Source organism: Arthrobacter sp. FB24 (assembly GCF_000196235.1).
Classification (GTDB): domain Bacteria; phylum Actinomycetota; class Actinomycetes; order Actinomycetales; family Micrococcaceae; genus Arthrobacter.
Genome location: NC_008541.1, coordinates 4,134,996 through 4,151,882, shown reverse-complemented (window position 1 = coordinate 4,151,882; position 16,887 = coordinate 4,134,996). Strand labels below are relative to the sequence as shown.

Below are 16,887 nucleotides of genomic sequence, written 5' to 3'. Positions count from 1 at the left end.
TCGTCGCGGGGCACTTTGCGGGATTCGCCGTCGTAAATTACGACGGCGGCCGGCGTGTCCGTGTCGAAGTGCCCCGTTGCGGGGCGGCTCCTACTTCCGGCCGCTGAGCTGGAGGACCTGCTTGAAGAGGCCCGAGTGGTCGAGGCCGCCGTCGCCCTGGTTGACGGTGGCGGCGACGAGCTGTGCGACGACGGCGCCGAGGGGAACGGCGACGTTGGCTTCGCGGGCTGCGGAAGTGACGATGCCGAGGTCCTTGTGGTGGAGGGCCAGGCGGAAGCCGGGGTCGAAGTTGCGGTCCAGCATCTTCTGGCCCTTCTGGTCCAGGACCTTGGAGCCGGCGAGGCCGCCGCCGAGGACCTTGAGGGCTGCGTCGGTGTCCACGCCGTAGGCCTCGAGGAAGGCGATGGCCTCAGCCAGGACCTCGATATTGACTGCCACGATCAGCTGGTTGGCGGCCTTGACGGTCTGGCCGGAGCCTGCCGGGCCGACGTGGACGATGGTCTTGCCGACGGCGTTCAGGACGTCCGAGGCTGCCTCGAAGTCGGCCGCTTCGCCGCCCACCATGATGGAGAGTGCGGCGTCGATGGCACCCTGCTCGCCGCCGGAGACCGGGGCGTCGAGGGCACGGATGCCGGCTGCCTTGGCCTCGTCCGCCAGCCGCTTGGCCACGTCCGGACGGATGCTGGATGCGTCGATCCAGAGGGTGCCCTGCTTGGCGTTGGCGAAGACGCCGTCCTTGCCGCTGACGACACCCTCAACATCGGGGGAGTCGGGGACCATGGTGATGACGACGTCGGCGTCCTTAACAGCGTCCGCGATGCTCGTGGCGCCCTTGCCGCCTTCGGAGACAAGCTTGTCGATCTTGTCCTGGCTGCGGTTGAAGCCGGTGACGGTGTGGCCGGCCTTGACCAGGTTGATGGCCATGGGCAGGCCCATGATTCCGAGTCCGATGACTGCAACGTTGCTCATGATGGTTCTCTTTCTGAAGTCTGTGGTGGTGCCGGTGGGGGGTCGAAACCTACTGCGAGACGCGCTGGCGGATGGCCCAGCTGAAGGCCGTTTCCTGCGGTTCCTTGTATTCGAGGCCGATGTAGCCCTCGTAGCCGAGTTCGCGGCTGCGGGCGATCCATTCGCCGAGGGGAAGCTCACCGGTTCCGGGAGCCCCGCGGCCGGGGTTGTCGGCGATCTGGATGTGGCCGAAGTCCTTTGCGTGCTTTTCGATGACTGCGGCGACGTCGTCTCCGTTGACGGCCAGGTGGTAGAAGTCGGCGAGGAGCTTGATGTTCTCAGCGCCGGACTCCTCCTTGACCCGGGCAATGACGCTGAGGGCGTCCTGGGCCTTGAGGAGCGGGTACCTGGGGGCGCCGCTTACTGGTTCCAGGAGGACGGTGCCGCCGATACGGCCGACGCCGGCAGCTGCCCTTGCGAGGTTTTCGGCGCCGATGGCGTCCTGCTGTTCGGCCGATTCGCCGTCGATGCGGTTGCCGTAGAGGGCGTTGAAGGCCTTGCAGCCGAGGTGCTCACCAATGCCGGCGACAACGTCGATGTTGTCCTGGAATTCGGTGGAGCGTGCAGGCCAGGAAACCAGGCCGCGATCGCCGCCGGGCATGTTGCCGGCGTTGAAGTTCAGGCCCGTGAGCTGAACGTCGGCATCCTTGATGGCGGTTTCAAACTCGTTGATCTGGGCGTCCGTGGGGACGGAGGACTCGAAGGGCCACCAGAACTCGACGGCGTCAAAACCGGCTGCCTTCGCGGCGGCGGGGCGCTCGAGCAAGGGCAGCTCCGTCAGGAGGATGGAGCAGTTCACTGTGTACGTCATCGTAGGTCCTTCCGAGGAGGGGCTTTGATCTATCTTCCTCTTTGCTTGCCTCCGCCTGTTCGGCGCCGAAGCATTTCCGCTTTGTGGAATTTAGATTCTGCTTTATGAAAAGTTTAGGGAATGCTGGGGTGCGAGTCAAGGGGGCAGGGCGGGTGCGGGCGTGAGGCGTATCGAAACGGAGGGGTCCGGGGCCGCATCCGCTGCGCCCACACATGGGCCATGCCCTTGTCCGCTTGACTCTGACATCGCCGTTCGCCCCTGCGACTATGCTGAGGAACGCCCGTAAGGCACGGCGGTGGTATGGCGGCAAGGACCAGTGTCACTGGTCGCGGAAGGACAATCGAATGGCGCGAGCGACAGTCCAGGACGTCGCCCGGACGGCGGGGGTGTCCGTGGGGACGGTGTCCCGTGTCCTAAACGGAAGTCCGGCTGTCAGTGAGGCGAGCAAGGAAAAGGTCAATGCCGCAATCCGCCAGCTCAGCTATCGGCCGCTTGCCTCGGCCCGGGACCTTCGCCGGGACCGGACAATGCGTGTTTTGGCCCTCGCCAAGAACCTGGATTCTTTGGTGATCAGTGAAGTTTTCCGGGGTGTGGGCGACGCTGCCGCGGAATCGGGCTATGTCAGCCTCATCGCGGCGACGTCCGGGGACCTGGAGCGCGAACAGCAACTGGTGGACATGCTGCGGAATGGCTCCGTGGATGGACTTGTCCTGTTTTCTCCGACGATGTCGGATCAGGAAGTTGATGCCGTTGCCGAGCAGATGAGCGTGGTCCAGGTCTGTGAGATCGTCGACGCCGAAGCGGCCTTCGGTGTGTCCATCGACGACCGTCAGGCCGCGTATGACATCACCCGACACCTGATCGACACCGGCGGCAAGAGGCTGGCCATGCTCGCGCACAGAGGCGCCCGCTCCGGCCGGCTGCGCGAAGAAGGCTTTCGACAGGCGCTCGCCGAATCGGGCTTGGCGCCGGACAGAATCCTGTTCGGCGAAGGCAATTTCGGCTTCCACTCAGGGCGCGCTCTTGCGCGGAAACTGCTGGAGGCCGGGGACCTTCCGGACGCGGTGTTTTGCGGCACCGACATCGTTGCGGCCGGGTGTGTCCGTGAACTCACCGACGCCGGGTTGCGGGTTCCAGGCGACATTGCCGTGGCAGGTTTTGACGACTCGGCCCAGGCGGAAATGTGCGTCCCGGAACTGACCACGGTCCGGCAGCCGGCCTATGAGATGGGCCGTGTGGCATTCGCTGAGCTCCTCGAAAGGATGACCGTGCCGGGCGCCCACCGCCGCGGCCGGACTTTCCTCCCGCACGAGCTCGTGGTGCGGGACTCCACCAAGGGCTAAAGAAACAGGGTTGACAGCCTCGAGTGGTCCCTGTCACACTACTTTGGAATCGATTCCACAGCCGCGGGAATCTATATTTTTCGCAGTTTTGGAATCGATTCCAAAATTCAATGGACCATCGGCAAAGAAGCCATGTTTAGGGTGCGCGGCAGCCGCCGCCCCCTGAACTTCCCACCGCCCACAGACCCCCAAAGGAGCCACTTGTGGACTTGATTCGACCTGCTTCTCCGCTCCAGGAGGACACCGCAACATCACAGACGTCCGCACACATCACTGAACTGCGCGCAGGTTCCTTGCGGACCCGCTTGGTGACTGTCGCCGCAGCGGCTATCGCTGCGGGCCTCCTGATCAGCGGTTGCGGCGGGGGAGCCGCACCCCAAGGTGCGGAACAGGCGGCTGCTGCCGATCCGGCGTCGGGCGCTAATGCCGGCGGCAGCGTCAACATCTGCGGCGTCAAGGATGCGTCGGGGATCTACAAAGGCACTGCGGCGGCATTCACCAAGGCGAACGGCAAGGTCACGGCCAAGTACACCGAGATCGGTGCCACCACAGACGAGGCCCGCACCCAGATCGTCCAGCGGCTCGAAGGTAAGTCCACTGAATGCGATATCTTCCTCACGGACGTCATTTGGACCTCCGAGTTCGCATCCCAGGGCTGGCTGCTGGACCAGACCAAGCTCGTAGAGGCCAACAAGGACCGGCTCATTCCTTCCACGGTGGAGACCACCAAGTACCAGGACAAGTACTGGGCCTCGCCGTTCTTCACGAACGCCGGATTGGTCTACTACCAGAAGGACAAGGTGGCCAAGCCTGAGACGTGGCAGCAGCTCTACGCAGAAGCAGCCAAGGCGCCCGGCAACGGATACGTCTACCAGGGCAAGCAGTACGAGGGCCTGACGGTGAACTTCCTCGAAATGCTCTACAGCGCGGGCGGCGAAGTACTCGACGACAAGGGCGAGGTGGCGATTGATTCGCCGGAGACCCGCGAGGTCCTCGATTTCATGAGCAACGGGCTCAAGAACGGCTCAGCTGACCGCGCAGTCCTGACCTATAACGAAGATCCCGCCCGTCTCGCTTATGAGTCCGGCAACTTCGGCTACCAGCGCAACTGGCCGCATGTATACCGCCTGCTCAACGCCACATCACTGGCCGGCAGTTTTGGCGTGGCGCCGCTGCCCGCATGGGAAGGCGGCAAGGCGTCCGGCGTGCTGGGTGGCTGGAACCTGGCCATCTCCGCCCACGCCACGAACCAGTCCGGGGCCGTGGCGTTCATCGACTTTGCCACCACGCCGGAATGGCAGAAGCACGTGGCCATGGATTACTCCCAGGCCCCGGTCAATGAAGCCGCCTATTCTGATGCGGCAGTTCTCCAAAAGATGCCCTTCGCCACCGAACTGCTCGCGTCCGTCAAGGGTGCCAAGCCCCGCCCGATCTCCCCGGTCTACCCGCAGATCTCCCAGGCGATCTACAAGAACGTATATGCCGTCCTTTCCGGTACAGCCTCCGCCGAGGACGCCGTGAAAAAGATGGCCGAGGAGATCACCACCGCCAAGGCGAGCTTTTAGACATGGCCAATAAAACACTTGTTCCCGGTCGCGGAGTGAACGGCCGCGACCGGGCCGAGCGGCGGCTGGCGGTCCGCATGACGGCCCCCTCCCTGGTCATCATGGCCCTGGTGGCGGCGGTCCCCATTGGCTACGCGATCTGGCTCTCCCTGAACCAGTACAGCGTCCGCACTGCAGGCCTCTCCCGATTCGTCGGTCTGGAGAACTACATCTCTGCCCTGAGCAGCTCTCAATGGTGGGCTGCCTTCGGCCAGACGTTCCTCTTCGCCGGACTTTCGGTCTCCTTGGAGTTGGTGCTCGGTACGGCCATGGCCTTGTTGCTCAACCTCGCGTTCAAGGGCCGCGCCCTCCTGCGCACAGTGGTTCTGCTGCCCTATGCCATCATCACCGTGGTCAGCGCCATCACTTGGCAGACGATGTTCCAGCCGAACATGGGCCTGGTAACCAACGTCCTCTCCGCGCTCGGACTGCCCGGCGGCGACGTCGTCTGGCTCGGCGAGCACGGATACGCCATGGCCGTGATCGTTCTGGCCGACGTCTGGAAGACCACGCCGTTCGCGGCACTCATCATCCTGGCCGGCCTGCAGGTCATCTCCTCCGAGACCTACGAGGCCGCAGAACTCGACGGCGCCAGCAAGTGGCAGGCATTCGTACACATCACCCTGCCGCTCCTGCGTCCTGCAATCGTACTTGCGGCGATCTTCCGCACCATGGATGCCCTGCGCGTCTTCGACCTGCCGTTCGTGCTGACCCGCGGCGCGAACGGCACCGAGTCCATGTCGATGCTGGCCTACACCCAGTTGCGCGAAAACCGGCTGGTGGGTGAAGGATCGGCGCTGTCCATTCTGACCTTTCTGACCGTCATGGTGGTCTCCGTCATTTACGTCCGCTTCGCCGGCGGCAACATCCGCGAAGTCGCCAAGGAGGAACAATGAGCACGCTGACTGCAGAACGCCCGACGGCGGAACCCGCCACCCGCCCCAGGGCACCGAAGCGTCGGCTCCGGGGCGAAGCGAAACTGCACCCGCTTGTTTGGGTGTTCGTCGTGGCCGTCATGGGCTTCTCGCTCATACCGTTTTACTGGCTGGTGAACACCTCGCTCAAGACGGGGGCGAGCCTGTCCCAGGGCGAGCTCTACCCGAGCCAGCCCACCTTTGAGAACTACCTTGTGGTATTCCAGAACCCCGAGTTCCTCCTGGCCCTGCGCAACTCCGTGATTATCGCCGTCGTCACCACCACAGTGGCACTGGTGTTCGCATCGTTCGCTGCTTATGCCCTGGCCAGGCTGAAGATGCGCCGCAAGGCCTTGATCCTGACGCTGATCCTCTCGGTGACAACTTTCCCGGCCATCGCCATCGCGGCCCCGTTGTTCTCCATCTGGCGGGAAATCGGACTGTACGACACACTGCTGGGCCTCATCATCCCGAAGCTGACGTTCGCCTTGCCGCTGGCGATTTACACGCTGACGTCCTTCTTCAAGGAGATCCCGCGGGAACTCGAGGAATCCGCGTACATGGATGGCGCCACGCCGTTCACCGCCTTCCGCAAAGTCATCCTGCCCCTGGCGGTCCCCGGCCTGGCCACGACAGCGATCCTGGTGTTCATCTCGGTCTGGAACGAATTCCTCCTTGCCGTCACCCTGACCACCTCGCCGGAGGCCCGCCCGGTCCCGGTCGCGATTGCCTTCTTCAGCGGAACCAGCGAGTTCGACCAACCGCTGGGCACCATCAGCGCCGCGTCGGTGATCATCACGGTCCCGCTCGTCATCCTTGTGCTCTTGTGCCAGAAACGCATCGTTTCGGGCATGACGGCCGGCGCCGTCAAGGGCTAGCCACCACTGGCTGCAGACCATCAACAGACTCCAACCGGCATCACAGAAAGAACAGGAACAACGTGAGCATTCAGCAGCAGGCCCCGTCCGCAACCCTCAAGGTGGGAGTTGTGGGTATCGGCTGGGCCGGCCAGCAGCACCTCAAGGCGTACAGCAACATCGACGGCGTCGAAATTGTCGCCGTCGCAGGCATGGAAGCAGAACTCCTTGCCCGGCTGAAGGAGGAGTACAGCATTCCCCATGCCTTCGCCCGCTGGGAAGACATGATCGAGCTTGAGGGCCTCGACGCAGTCAGTGTCGCCGTGCCCACTTTCCTGCACGCACCGATTTCGATTGCAGCCTTGGAACGCGGGTTGCACGTGCTGAGTGAAAAGCCGTTGGCCCGCAACGGCGTGGAAGGGCAGGCGATGGTGGACGCCGCCCGCGAGGCCGGGCGGGTCCTGGACGTCGCGTTCAACCACCGCCGGCGCGGCGACATCCAGGCCCTCAAGGAAGTGATCGACGACGGCACGCTGGGCCGCCCGTACTACGCCAAAGCATCCTGGCTCCGCCGCCAAGGCATTCCGATGCTGGGCAGCTGGTTCACCAATCCGGAGCTCGCCGGCGGAGGTCCGTTGGCAGACATCGGCGTGCACGTCCTGGACTACGCACTGCATCTCCTTGGCGAACCCAAAGTTCTGGCTGTCTCGGCCTCGACCCACTCCGAACTCGGTCCGCGCGGCCTTGGCGGGAACGCCCGCTACACCGCCTCGAACTCCAGCCACAAGTTCGAAGTGGAAGACTTCGCGTCTGCCTTCATTCGGCTGGAAGGCGGCGGGACGCTCATCCTGGAAGCCGGATGGGCCAGCTACCGCGACGAGCGGGACCTGATGGACTTCACTGTCTACGGAACCGACGGAGGTGCCGAACTGCGCTCTGTCGGCGCTTCCGAGAATCCCGTGGCCGACGTGCACGTTTTCACTGAAAAGGACGGCGAAAACGCCGACTTTGAAGTGGTGGCCGAACCCGGCCGCGCCCACCAGGCCGTCGTCGACGACTTCGTTGCCGCCGTGCGCGGCGGCGAGACAGTGTGGGGCGGCCACGACGGGTCACTTGCCCTCAGCCGCGCCCTGATTCTTGATGCCTGCTACAAATCCGCCCTCGAAAAACGTGAAGTGGTGCTCTGATATGACTGATTCAAAACTCAGGATTGTTGTCTGGAACGAGGCCGTGCACGAGGCCCGCAACGAGCCTGCAACCATCGGCGAGATGTACCCCGAAGGGATCCACGGCGCCATCGCCGCCGGGCTCCGCGCCTACTACCCGGACTCCGAAATCTCCACAGCCACCCTGGCCGATCCCGAGCACGGGCTCTCCGAGGAGGTCCTGGAGCAGACCGACGTCCTGCTGTGGTGGGGTCACATCGCGCACCAGGAAGTCAGCGACGAGGTGGTGGAGCGAGTGCAGCGCCACGTGCTGGGTGGCATGGGCTTGGTAGTCCTGCACTCGGGGCACTTCGCCAAGATCTTCACCAGGCTGCTGGGCACCACGTGCTCGCTGAAGTGGCGCAACGAAGGCGAACGCGAACTCGTGTGGACGGTCAAGCCTTCCCACCCGATCGCGGCCGGCATCGAAAGCCCCATCGTCATCCCCAAGCAGGAAATGTATGGCGAACTGTTCGACATTCCGGAACCCGACGACCTGATCTTCATCAGCTCTTTCGCCGGCGGCGAGGTGTTCCGCTCCGGCGTGACGTTCTCCAGGGGAAAGGGCCGAATCTTCTACTTCAGTCCCGGTGACCAGGAATACCCGGTGTACCACCAGCCGCAAATCCAGAAGGTCATCGCCAACGGCGTCGGCTGGGTGGCCCAGCCGGATCAGTTCAGGGAGGCACCCGAGGTCTCCAACCCGGCCCTGGGCTGGTTCGAGGAAGCCTAGGCCCTCGACTTTCGCAAAATACCCACTCTCAAGGAACGAATACATGACCACCTCCGCACACTCGTCCCGACCTTCCTCGCCGGTTTCGCGCCCGCTCGGCGTGGCCGCCATTGGTTATGCCTTCATGGGGAAGGCCCATTCGAATGCGTGGCGGAACGTGGCCAGTTTCTTCGACGTCCCGGCCATCGAGCAGAAAGTGCTCGTAGGCCGGGACGGCACCCAGGTGGCCGAGGCCGCAGCCAAGTACGGCTGGGCCGAGTCCGCCACGGACTGGCGTGCCGTCATTGAACGGGACGACATCGACATCGTGGATATTTGTGCCCCGGGCTGGATGCACGCCGAAATCGCCATCGCTGCACTGGCTGCCGGTAAGCACGTCCTCGTGGAAAAGCCCCTCGCGAACACCATCGCGGAGGCGGAGGCCATGACGGCAGCCGCTGCTGAAGCCCGGGCCCGCGGCGTGCTATCGATGATCGGCTTCAACTACCGCCGTGTCCCTGCCTTGGCACTGGCACGCGAGCTCATTGCAGAGGGGCGGCTGGGCACTGTACGGCACGTCCACGCTGCCTACCTGCAGGACTGGCTCTCCGAGGCAGAGTCCCCCATGACCTGGCGGCTTCGCAAGGAAACGGCCGGATCCGGAGCGTTGGGTGACATCGCCTCGCATGCCATCGACCAAGTCCAGCACCTCACCGGTCAAACCGTCACTGAGGTGACCGGAACGTTGAGGACCTTTGTCACCCAACGTCCCGGCCCCGGCGGTGCGGAGAAAGTGACAGTCGACGACGCCGCTTGGGCCACCCTTGGCATGACGGGGAACATCAGCGCGTCCGTGGAGGCATCCCGGGTTGCCACGGGTCAAAAAAACTCGCTCAAGCTCGAAATCTACGGTTCCCTCGGATCGCTGACGTTTGACCTCGAGAACCTGAACGAACTGAATTTCCTCGACGCCAGACTTCCCGTCCGGGAGCAGGGATTCCGGCGGATTCTCGTGAACGAGCCGGAGCACCCTTACCTCGAAGCGTGGTGGCCGCAGGGCCACATCATCGGGTGGGAGCACACGTTCACCCACCAGATCCGGGACTTCCTCCTTGCGATTCGGGACGGAAGCCAGCCGTCGCCGTCGTTCGACGACGGGCTCCAGATCCAGCGCGTCCTGACCGCGGTCGAAGAGTCCGCCAAAAACAGGAGCACCGTCACCGCGGTCAAGGCCTCCACCCGGCGGTGCGTCCCGCCCGGGGAGAAAGACGACCCGGACGACCTTTGCGCGGCGCTGCCGGGCCTTGTCTCCGGCGGCTGAGCTTCTTCCAGGCTTCAGGCAGCTGTCCCTGCCCGCACCCGAGGACATATGTTTTGTAGCCGGAACGCAGAAAAGCGGGCGGTTCCTTTCGGAACCGCCCGCTTCATCGGTTTGTCGCCTAGTGCCGCTTGAAGGCGTGCCTGAATTTTTCGCCGGCCTGCTTGAGATCGGCCTTGATTGCCTGACCCCTGCCTTCGGCCCTCATCCGGCGGTTGCCGCTGGCCTCGCCGGCGGCTTTCTTTCCCTTGCCGTGAAGTCGCTCCGCGGCGTTGTGGATCCTGTCACCCAAACCCATTGCGGTCCTCCTTGTGGTGCGGCCCATGCGGCTGGTTGCCGCAATTCCCGCCACTTAAATTGTAGGAAGAAAAAGCCCAAGGTCCATGGCGTCCCGGGAAGGAGTACCCTATGAACCATAAGCATGCTTGCTATCTGAAAGGGTGGTTCCCATGAAGAAATTTCCTGTCCTTGGCGTTGCAGCCGCAGCGATCCTGGCCCTGGCCGGATGTACCGGCGGGGGCGGGCAAAGCCCTTCACCCACTGCCACCGCAACGACCAGCGCGGCGCAGGCCAAGGTCTACAGCGAAGATGAACTACGCGGGCTGATCTCGGGCAGGACCGACAAGGACGGCAATGAGCTCAAGCTTTACTCCAAGGACCAGGTGGAGCAGGGCAGCAACATCGCCAACCTGCTGATGAGCGCTGCCACTACCGATCCTGCGGGCTGCAAGGGGATTGCCACGGCGGGGTTGCTGGACAAGGTTGAGAGCGGTGACGTGGCCATTGCCATCTCAGGGGGGTCGCAGCCGCGCACGTTGTCCGCCCAGTCGGGCAGCGAAGGGCCTGACGCCGCCGGCCTGCTCAACGACGTAAGCGGCAAGATGGACCAGTGCGCCAAATTCACGCTCTCAGTGCTGGGACAGCGTTATGAGGTGGCCAGCAAGGAACTGAATGCCGACACCAACGGCGAGGAGACATTCGCGACCGTCAGCACCCGCGGCGGCAACGTTTCGGACATGCTGATGCAGGTTTCCGCGGCGCAGGGCCGCCTCCTGGTGGTGGCCACCAAGGGCGGCGCGAACCTGGGCGACGCCGACCAGAAGGAGTTGGAGGACCTGGTCAACGACGTCCTGAACAAGGCGGAGGGCGGTTCCTCCGGAACGGCCACCCCGACGCCGACCGGAACCTCGACGGTCACCGGAACCTCAACGCCAAGCGTTACGGAAACGACGACGGCGACCGTTACCGCGACTCCGACAGCCTCGGAATCTCCAATGAGTCCCTCGCCGTCTAAATAATCATTCGCCCAGGTACCAGGCCTGAACGCCAATGCGGGGATCGCAATATCCCGAACAGAATCGAACATTTTCCGACATTTCAGGTCGATAAATCCTTGACTGATCCAGTCACGCCCTGATAAACCTTAGGTGCGGAAAGCGCTTTCTTTGCCGCCCGGCTCCCTCTCCAAATCTTTCGGGGAGGTAGCCGGTGCAGAAAATGAAACGATACAAAACCCTCTGGCGGCAGACTCAGCTGCCACCAGCATCAAAGGAGATGTTCTTTGGCATACCCCGCGAAATGTTCCCTTCCCCAAAAGACCGGCCGGTTCCGAAAAACGGCGCCAGTGGCCGCCGCGGCAACCCTGGCGGCCGCCCTCGCATTCACCGGCGTCCCGCTGGCGCAGGCTGATCCAACGCAGGCTGATCCAACCCAGGCGAGCCCCGGCCAGGCGGACCGGCTGCCGGGCCAGTCAGGCAAGTCCGCACTCAAACGCCAGGTGGAAAACCTGGACCGTGCGCCCGTGGCGGTTCTCACGGACCAGGGCGTCACGCTCAGCTGGCGGATGCTGGGCCTGGACCGGGACAGCATCGGTTTCCATGTGATCCGCGACGGCGTGCAGCTTACGGTTGACCCCATCCGGAACGCCACCATGTACGTCGACCCGGAGGGGACTGCGTCCTCCACGTACGTCATCAAGGCAGTGGGCAACGGTGACGGGCAGAACCAGCTCACCGGGGAATTCACTCCGATGGCGCAGAACTACCTGGCCATCAAGCTGGACAAGCCCGCCGACGGCGTCACCAAGGACGGCAAGCCCTATACCTACTCCGCCAACGACGCCAGCGTGGCCGACCTGGACGGCGACGGCAAGTACGAGATCATCCAGACGTGGGCGCCGTCCAACGCCAAGGACAACTCTCAGTCCGGCTATACCGGCAACGTCTACGTGGACGCCTACAAGATGGATGGCACCAAGCTGTGGCGCATCGATCTGGGCCACAACATCCGGGCGGGCGCGCACTACACCCAGCTGCTCGCCTACGACTTTGACGGCGACGGCAAGGCCGAGCTGTCGATGAAGACCGCGGACGGCACCACGGACGGTGCCGGTACCGTGATCGGCGACCCGTCCGCGGACTACCGCAACACCGCCGGGTATGTCCTTTCCGGTCCTGAATTCCTGACAGTGTTCAACGGCGCCAGCGGCACCGTCATGGACACCGTCAATTACGACCCGCCGCGCGGCTCCGTGGCCGCATGGGGCGATGGCTACGGCAACCGCGTGGACCGTTTCCTCGGCGCGGTGGCGTACCTGGACGGCGAGCACCCGTCCATGATGTTCAGCCGCGGCTACTACACCCGGACCGTCCTGGTTACCTATGACCTTGTCAACGGCAAGCTGGTGCAGCGCTGGAAGTTCGATTCCGACGTCGCCGGCGCCGAATACAAGGGCCAGGGAAACCACAACCTGTCGGTGGCTGACGTGGACCAGGACGGCAAGGACGAGTTCGTCTTTGGCTCCATGACCATTGATGACAACGGCCAGCCGCTGTACAACACCAAGCTGGGCCACGGCGACGCCATCCACACGGGTGACCTGGACCCGTCGCGGCCTGGCTTGGAGACCTTCGCCGTGCACGAAAGCATGAGCCAGAGCGGGAACCGGGGTGCCACCTTCCGCGACACCGCCACGGGTGAAGTCCTCTGGAGCATTCCGGCCATCAAGGACACCGGACGCGGAGCCGCGGGGGATATTGACCCCCGCTATGCCGGCGCTGAAGGCTGGGCCGTCGGTGGCAGTGCCGCCTGGAACTCGCCGGTGGGGCAGTTGATGTCCGCGAAGGGTGAACTGATTGCGGAGAACATCCCGGCCGCGAACTTCCTGGCCTGGTGGGACGGCGACCTGTTGCGCGAAATCGTGGACCACGACTATGACGCCGCCACGTCCGTCGGCGTGCCCACCATCTCCAAGTGGAACTGGGAGACCGAGACGAGCGACCGGCTCCTGACCGCCACGGGAGCCCGGAGCAACAACACCACCAAGGGCAACCCGTCCCTGCAGGCTGACCTGCTGGGGGACTGGCGCGAGGAGCTGGCTTTCCCGTCCAGCGACAGCACCGAGCTGCGGATCTACACCACCACATCGCCCACCGAGGTGCGGCTCCGCACCCTGATGCACGATCCGATGTACCGCACCGGTGTGGCGCGGGAAAACGTGGCTTACAACCAGCCCCCGCACCCGAGCTTCTTCATTGGGGCGGGAATGAAAACACCGGCGATGCCGTCAGTCACGTACGTCGGCGCGGGCAGGTAGGACGCCCGACGGCGGGACAGCGCACCGCCCGCATCGTGAGGATGCGGGCGGTGCTTCGCGCCGGTTCAGTGCTGGCCCAGGCCGCCTCCCATGGGCGGCAGGTTACCGTCGTGGCGGCGCTGTTCCCGTAGCCGTTCCGCGGCGCTGTAGTTCTCGCCCTCTGCCGTCTCGTCGGACTCTCCCTCGAAGTCGACCAGCCCGTTGGTCTGATCGAATGGATGCGCGAACCGGTTGTACTCCGGGCTTGCGCCGGCCTGCGCGCCGCCGGGAACCGGTGCCTGCCAGTCACCTGTTGCGCGGCCTTCATGTTCGATGAACTGCTTGAACTTCTTGAGGTCGTGCTCCGCCTGGCGGCCCACTATGTGGAGCAGGTTGCCCACCTTCTCGACAAGGCCCTCGGGCTGGTACTCCAGGGTGAGCTTGATCGAGGTCCTGCCGCTCCCGGCGTCGTCGAACTCCGCGGCGCCGGAGTTGGTGGCCCCCGCGGTGGCCGCCCACGCCACCCGGCGGTCCGGGACCTGCTCCAGGATGTTGGCTTCCCATTCCCGGCGGACCCCTGCGATGCGGGCCACCCATTTCAGGCGGTCATCACCGAGCCGGGTGACGCTCTCTACCCCGGGCATAAAGTGTGGGAAGTCCTCGAACCGGGTCCATTGCTTGTAGGCCTCGCTCACCGGCACGTTGACCAGTATCTGCTTTTCCACGCGTGTGCTCACGGCGTCTCCTTGGGTTGGAACGGATTCGGATGGAATGGAAGAGCCAGGGGCGTGGCGCCCCTGGCTCCGTGAGGATCGGACGACGGAGCGGTCAGCGGATGACGGCTACGTCGCTCCTCTCCCACTGGGTCCAGTCGGACCAGTTGTTGCCGCTCTTAACCCGGAAGGAGACTTCCTGGTACACGCGGTCCTTGCCCTTGTCCTTCTCGACACTGTCCTTCTTGCTGAGGGTCATGCGCTCATCGTGCCGGTTGAACTCCAGCCTCCGCCATTCGGAACTGCCGAGCCTGTCGTCGCGCCCATGCCGGTCCTTTTCAAAGCGCTTCTGGCGGACATCCACGATCTTGTTGCCGTTGCAGTGGATCCTGATCTTAAACTCTGCGAGGTTCTTGCCCGCGTCCGTCGGCTTCAGCGGGTTCACGGTACAACCGCGCAACGACGTCGATGCGTCCGCGGGCACAGCCAGTGCAACAGGTCCGCCAATAAGACCCAGCGAAACAGCCGAAATCAATGCGAATCGGGTTCCGAAGGGGCGGGATTTGGTTGATTGAGTGATGGACATTTCTCTTGCTCCTACATAAGGATGCGAGTGATCATTTTCGGGCAGGACTGGCCAGCCGCGATCTCACTCCCCTGTGAAGCGGCGCCCAGTTCCATCCGGTTTCAAACAGCACACCCGGTCTCTGCGGGGGCTTGACTCCGGGCTCTTCCCACGTGAATTCGTGGCCCGGTAGTACAATCGTCCGCCTGCTTTTGCTCAAGCGCCAGAGTCGCGAAGCCCCTATTTTCCGCGATTTCACGGGAAAAACCGGGATTGATTCCGGATGTTATGCATCTGGAAACCTCGCCACTGCACGACGCGAAGCCATAGGCTTGCAGTGCCGGCCGGACGTTGAAAACGAAAGGTCGCACGTAGGCCAAACACAAACGAAAGGCGCCATTATGACCGACCCCCACGAAGCTGCAACCGACCCCGCAAAGCTGATCGGCCCCGGCGATCCCGATGCCGTCGACCAGCAGCAGGGGCATCCGGGCGCAGGTCCGGCGAAGAACATCCGCGAAGAGCAGCAGACGCAGGCGGCAGGCACCGTTCCGGCGTCGTACGTGGGCAGCGGCGAGCCGGACGCGGAACGCAAGCCGGAGGATGCGGCCAAGGACGCCGGCACCTGGGATGACCAGGTATAGGGCGGCACCGCCCGCACGGACGGCAGATTCCATTCTGCGGTTAAACAATTCCGCAGTACGGATTTAGCATTCCGGAAACACGGGGTCCCTAGCGTTGCCTATGACCTGAAGGCGTCCAGCGCCCCTTTTCCCCGTTGATTGGCAGCCCTGATGAAACTCCCCTTGCCCCTGGTGCCCGACGCAAGCAGTGCGGCCCCGAAGAAGCCGCTTTACAAGTCGCTCTTCTTCCAGATTCTGGCGGCCGTGTGCCTGGGCATCGGGGTCGGCCACTTCTGGCCCGATCTCGGTTCGGCCCTGCGGCCGCTGGGTGACGGTTTCATCCAGCTGATCAAGATGATCATCGCTCCGCTGATCTTCCTGGTGATTGTCACCGGCATCTCGGCCGTTGGCGACGTGAAGGCCGTGGGCCGGGTGGGCGTGAAAGCGCTGCTGTACTTCACCGGCGCTACGCTCTTCGCCCTGGTGTTCGGTCTTGTGGTGGGCAATATCGTCCAGCCGGGCGCGGGCCTGAACATCGATCCGAATACGCTGTCCCAGGACGCCCTCAATGCCAAGACCGGAACGGCCCCGCCCAAGGACGCCGGTGCCTTCCTGCTGGGCATCATTCCCACCAGCGTGGTGGGTGCCTTCGCGTCCAACAGCCTGTTGCAGGTGCTCTGCTTTTCGGTGTTCTTCGGCGCGGCGATCGTGGTGGTGGGCCGGGAACGCTGCCTGCCCGTGGTGACGCTCCTGGAGACGGTGCTGGAGCTGTTCTTCAAGATCATGGGCTGGGTGATGCGCGTTGCCCCGGTGGGTGCCTTCGGCGCCATGGCGTTCATCATCGGCCAGTACGGCCTTGGCTCACTGAGCACTTACGCACTGTTGATCGCGGCCTGCTATGGTGCGGCCATCATCTTCATCGGGCTGCTGTTCGTGGTGGCCTGGGTGTACCCGCGGGTGCCGCTGTGGCAGTTCATCAAGTACAGCCGCGAAGAATTCCTGCTGGCGCTGGGCACGGCGTCCACCGAGTCCGTGCTGCCGCGCATCATGATCAAGCTGACCAACGCGGGCTGCTCCCGGGCCACCACCGGACTGGTGGTGCCTACGGGCTACTCCTTTAACCTGGACGGCGCCGCGCTGTACCTGTCCATCTCCTTGCTGTTCCTGGCCCAGGCCTTCGGGCACAACCTTGACCTTGGCCAGCAGCTCGCGGCCCTGGGCATTTTGATGCTGACTTCCAAGGGCATGGCCGGCGTCCCCGGTTCGGCCTTCCTGGCGCTCTCGGCCACCGCGGCCGCCCTGGGCATCTTTCCGGTGGCCGGCGTGGCCCTGCTCCTGGGCGCCGACCGCCTCATGGACTCCATGCGCGTCTCCGTGAACCTGCTGGGGAACTGCGTCGCCACGTTCGTAGTGGCCAAATGGGAAGGCCAGTTCGACCGGGAGGCCATGCTCCGCGCTTTCCGCGGGGAAGCGGAGGAAAGCCCGACGGCGGGCGGCGCACCTGAGTCTCCTGCCGCCGTCGAGCCTGCCGGCGCTGCCGAACCGGCCGGTACCGTACCGGCTCCGGTGCGGTAGGACAGCGGAAGCCGGCGGACGGCGGCGGCACTGACGCACGCCGTCGTCGTCCCGCCATGCGGAAC

General features: G+C 64.1%; 16 protein-coding genes. 11 read left to right on the top strand and 5 right to left on the bottom strand.

Annotated features, from left to right (window positions below; all coding sequences use genetic code 11):
* Positions 1-90: 90 nt before the first annotated feature.
* Both ARTH_RS18695 and ARTH_RS18690 read right to left on the bottom strand, forming a co-directional pair.
* A complete protein-coding gene (locus ARTH_RS18695) occupies positions 91-969 on the bottom strand; it encodes a 2-hydroxy-3-oxopropionate reductase (protein WP_011693515.1) in 879 nt (292 codons plus the stop codon).
* 49 nt (positions 970-1,018) lie between these two features.
* The gene (locus ARTH_RS18690; RefSeq protein ID WP_011693514.1) at positions 1,019-1,819 is read right to left on the bottom strand and encodes a hydroxypyruvate isomerase family protein; all 801 of its coding nucleotides are present in this window, start codon (positions 1,817-1,819) and stop codon (positions 1,019-1,021) included.
* A 344-nt stretch (positions 1,820-2,163) separates the two neighbouring features.
* On the opposite strand from ARTH_RS18690, the gene ARTH_RS18685 reads away from it, so the two are divergent.
* The 7 genes from ARTH_RS18685 (at position 2,164) to ARTH_RS18655 (ending at position 9,775) form a co-directional block, all read left to right on the top strand.
* Positions 2,164-3,162: a LacI family DNA-binding transcriptional regulator gene (locus ARTH_RS18685; protein WP_011693513.1), complete on the top strand. Its 999-nt coding sequence runs from the start codon at positions 2,164-2,166 to the stop codon at positions 3,160-3,162.
* A gap of 203 nt (positions 3,163-3,365) precedes the next feature.
* Positions 3,366-4,727, top strand: coding sequence for an ABC transporter substrate-binding protein (locus ARTH_RS18680; RefSeq protein WP_011693512.1), 1,362 nt, complete (start codon positions 3,366-3,368; stop codon positions 4,725-4,727).
* Positions 4,728-4,729: 2 nt separating this feature from the next.
* Positions 4,730-5,662 (top strand): carbohydrate ABC transporter permease, encoded by a 933-nt coding sequence (locus ARTH_RS18675; RefSeq protein WP_011693511.1) that lies wholly within the window; start codon positions 4,730-4,732, stop codon positions 5,660-5,662.
* Positions 5,659-6,558 carry a carbohydrate ABC transporter permease gene (locus ARTH_RS18670; RefSeq protein ID WP_011693510.1) on the top strand — a complete coding sequence of 300 codons (900 nt, stop codon included), beginning with the start codon at positions 5,659-5,661 and terminating at the stop codon, positions 6,556-6,558. The genes ARTH_RS18675 and ARTH_RS18670 overlap by 4 nt, the downstream gene beginning before the upstream one ends.
* 62 nt (positions 6,559-6,620) lie before the next feature.
* A complete protein-coding gene (locus ARTH_RS18665; RefSeq protein ID WP_011693509.1) occupies positions 6,621-7,724 on the top strand; it encodes a Gfo/Idh/MocA family protein in 1,104 nt (367 codons plus the stop codon).
* Between the two features lies 1 nt (position 7,725).
* Positions 7,726-8,475: a ThuA domain-containing protein gene (locus ARTH_RS18660; RefSeq protein WP_011693508.1), complete on the top strand. Its 750-nt coding sequence runs from the start codon at positions 7,726-7,728 to the stop codon at positions 8,473-8,475.
* Positions 8,476-8,518: 43 nt separating this feature from the next.
* Positions 8,519-9,775, top strand: a complete 1,257-nt coding sequence (locus ARTH_RS18655; protein WP_011693507.1) for a Gfo/Idh/MocA family protein — start codon at positions 8,519-8,521, stop codon at positions 9,773-9,775.
* Positions 9,776-9,893: 118 nt separating this feature from the next.
* On the opposite strand, the gene ARTH_RS18650 is transcribed toward ARTH_RS18655, so the two are convergent.
* Entirely contained in the window at positions 9,894-10,070 is a 177-nt protein-coding gene (locus tag ARTH_RS18650) for a CsbD family protein (protein WP_043430082.1), read from the bottom strand.
* A gap of 151 nt (positions 10,071-10,221) precedes the next feature.
* On the opposite strand from ARTH_RS18650, the gene ARTH_RS18645 reads away from it, so the two are divergent.
* Both ARTH_RS18645 and ARTH_RS18640 read left to right on the top strand, forming a co-directional pair.
* Positions 10,222-11,070, top strand: a complete 849-nt coding sequence (locus ARTH_RS18645; RefSeq protein ID WP_011693505.1) for a hypothetical protein — start codon at positions 10,222-10,224, stop codon at positions 11,068-11,070.
* A gap of 263 nt (positions 11,071-11,333) precedes the next feature.
* Positions 11,334-13,367, top strand: a complete 2,034-nt coding sequence (locus tag ARTH_RS18640; RefSeq protein ID WP_011693504.1) for a rhamnogalacturonan lyase — start codon at positions 11,334-11,336, stop codon at positions 13,365-13,367.
* A 65-nt stretch (positions 13,368-13,432) separates the two neighbouring features.
* Here ARTH_RS18640 and ARTH_RS18635 read toward each other — a convergent pair whose 3' ends face one another.
* Complete coding sequence (locus ARTH_RS18635) at positions 13,433-14,083, bottom strand: SRPBCC family protein (protein ID WP_011693503.1); 651 nt, start codon at positions 14,081-14,083, stop codon at positions 13,433-13,435.
* Positions 14,084-14,174: 91 nt separating this feature from the next.
* Positions 14,175-14,645 carry a hypothetical protein gene (locus tag ARTH_RS18630; RefSeq protein ID WP_011693502.1) on the bottom strand — a complete coding sequence of 157 codons (471 nt, stop codon included), beginning with the start codon at positions 14,643-14,645 and terminating at the stop codon, positions 14,175-14,177.
* Positions 14,646-15,025: 380 nt separating this feature from the next.
* On the opposite strand from ARTH_RS18630, the gene ARTH_RS18625 reads away from it, so the two are divergent.
* Both ARTH_RS18625 and ARTH_RS18620 read left to right on the top strand, forming a co-directional pair.
* Entirely contained in the window at positions 15,026-15,268 is a 243-nt protein-coding gene (locus ARTH_RS18625; protein ID WP_011693501.1) for a hypothetical protein, read from the top strand.
* 150 nt (positions 15,269-15,418) lie between these two features.
* A complete protein-coding gene (locus tag ARTH_RS18620; protein WP_011693500.1) occupies positions 15,419-16,822 on the top strand; it encodes a C4-dicarboxylate transporter DctA in 1,404 nt (467 codons plus the stop codon).
* Positions 16,823-16,887: the final 65 nt, after the last annotated feature.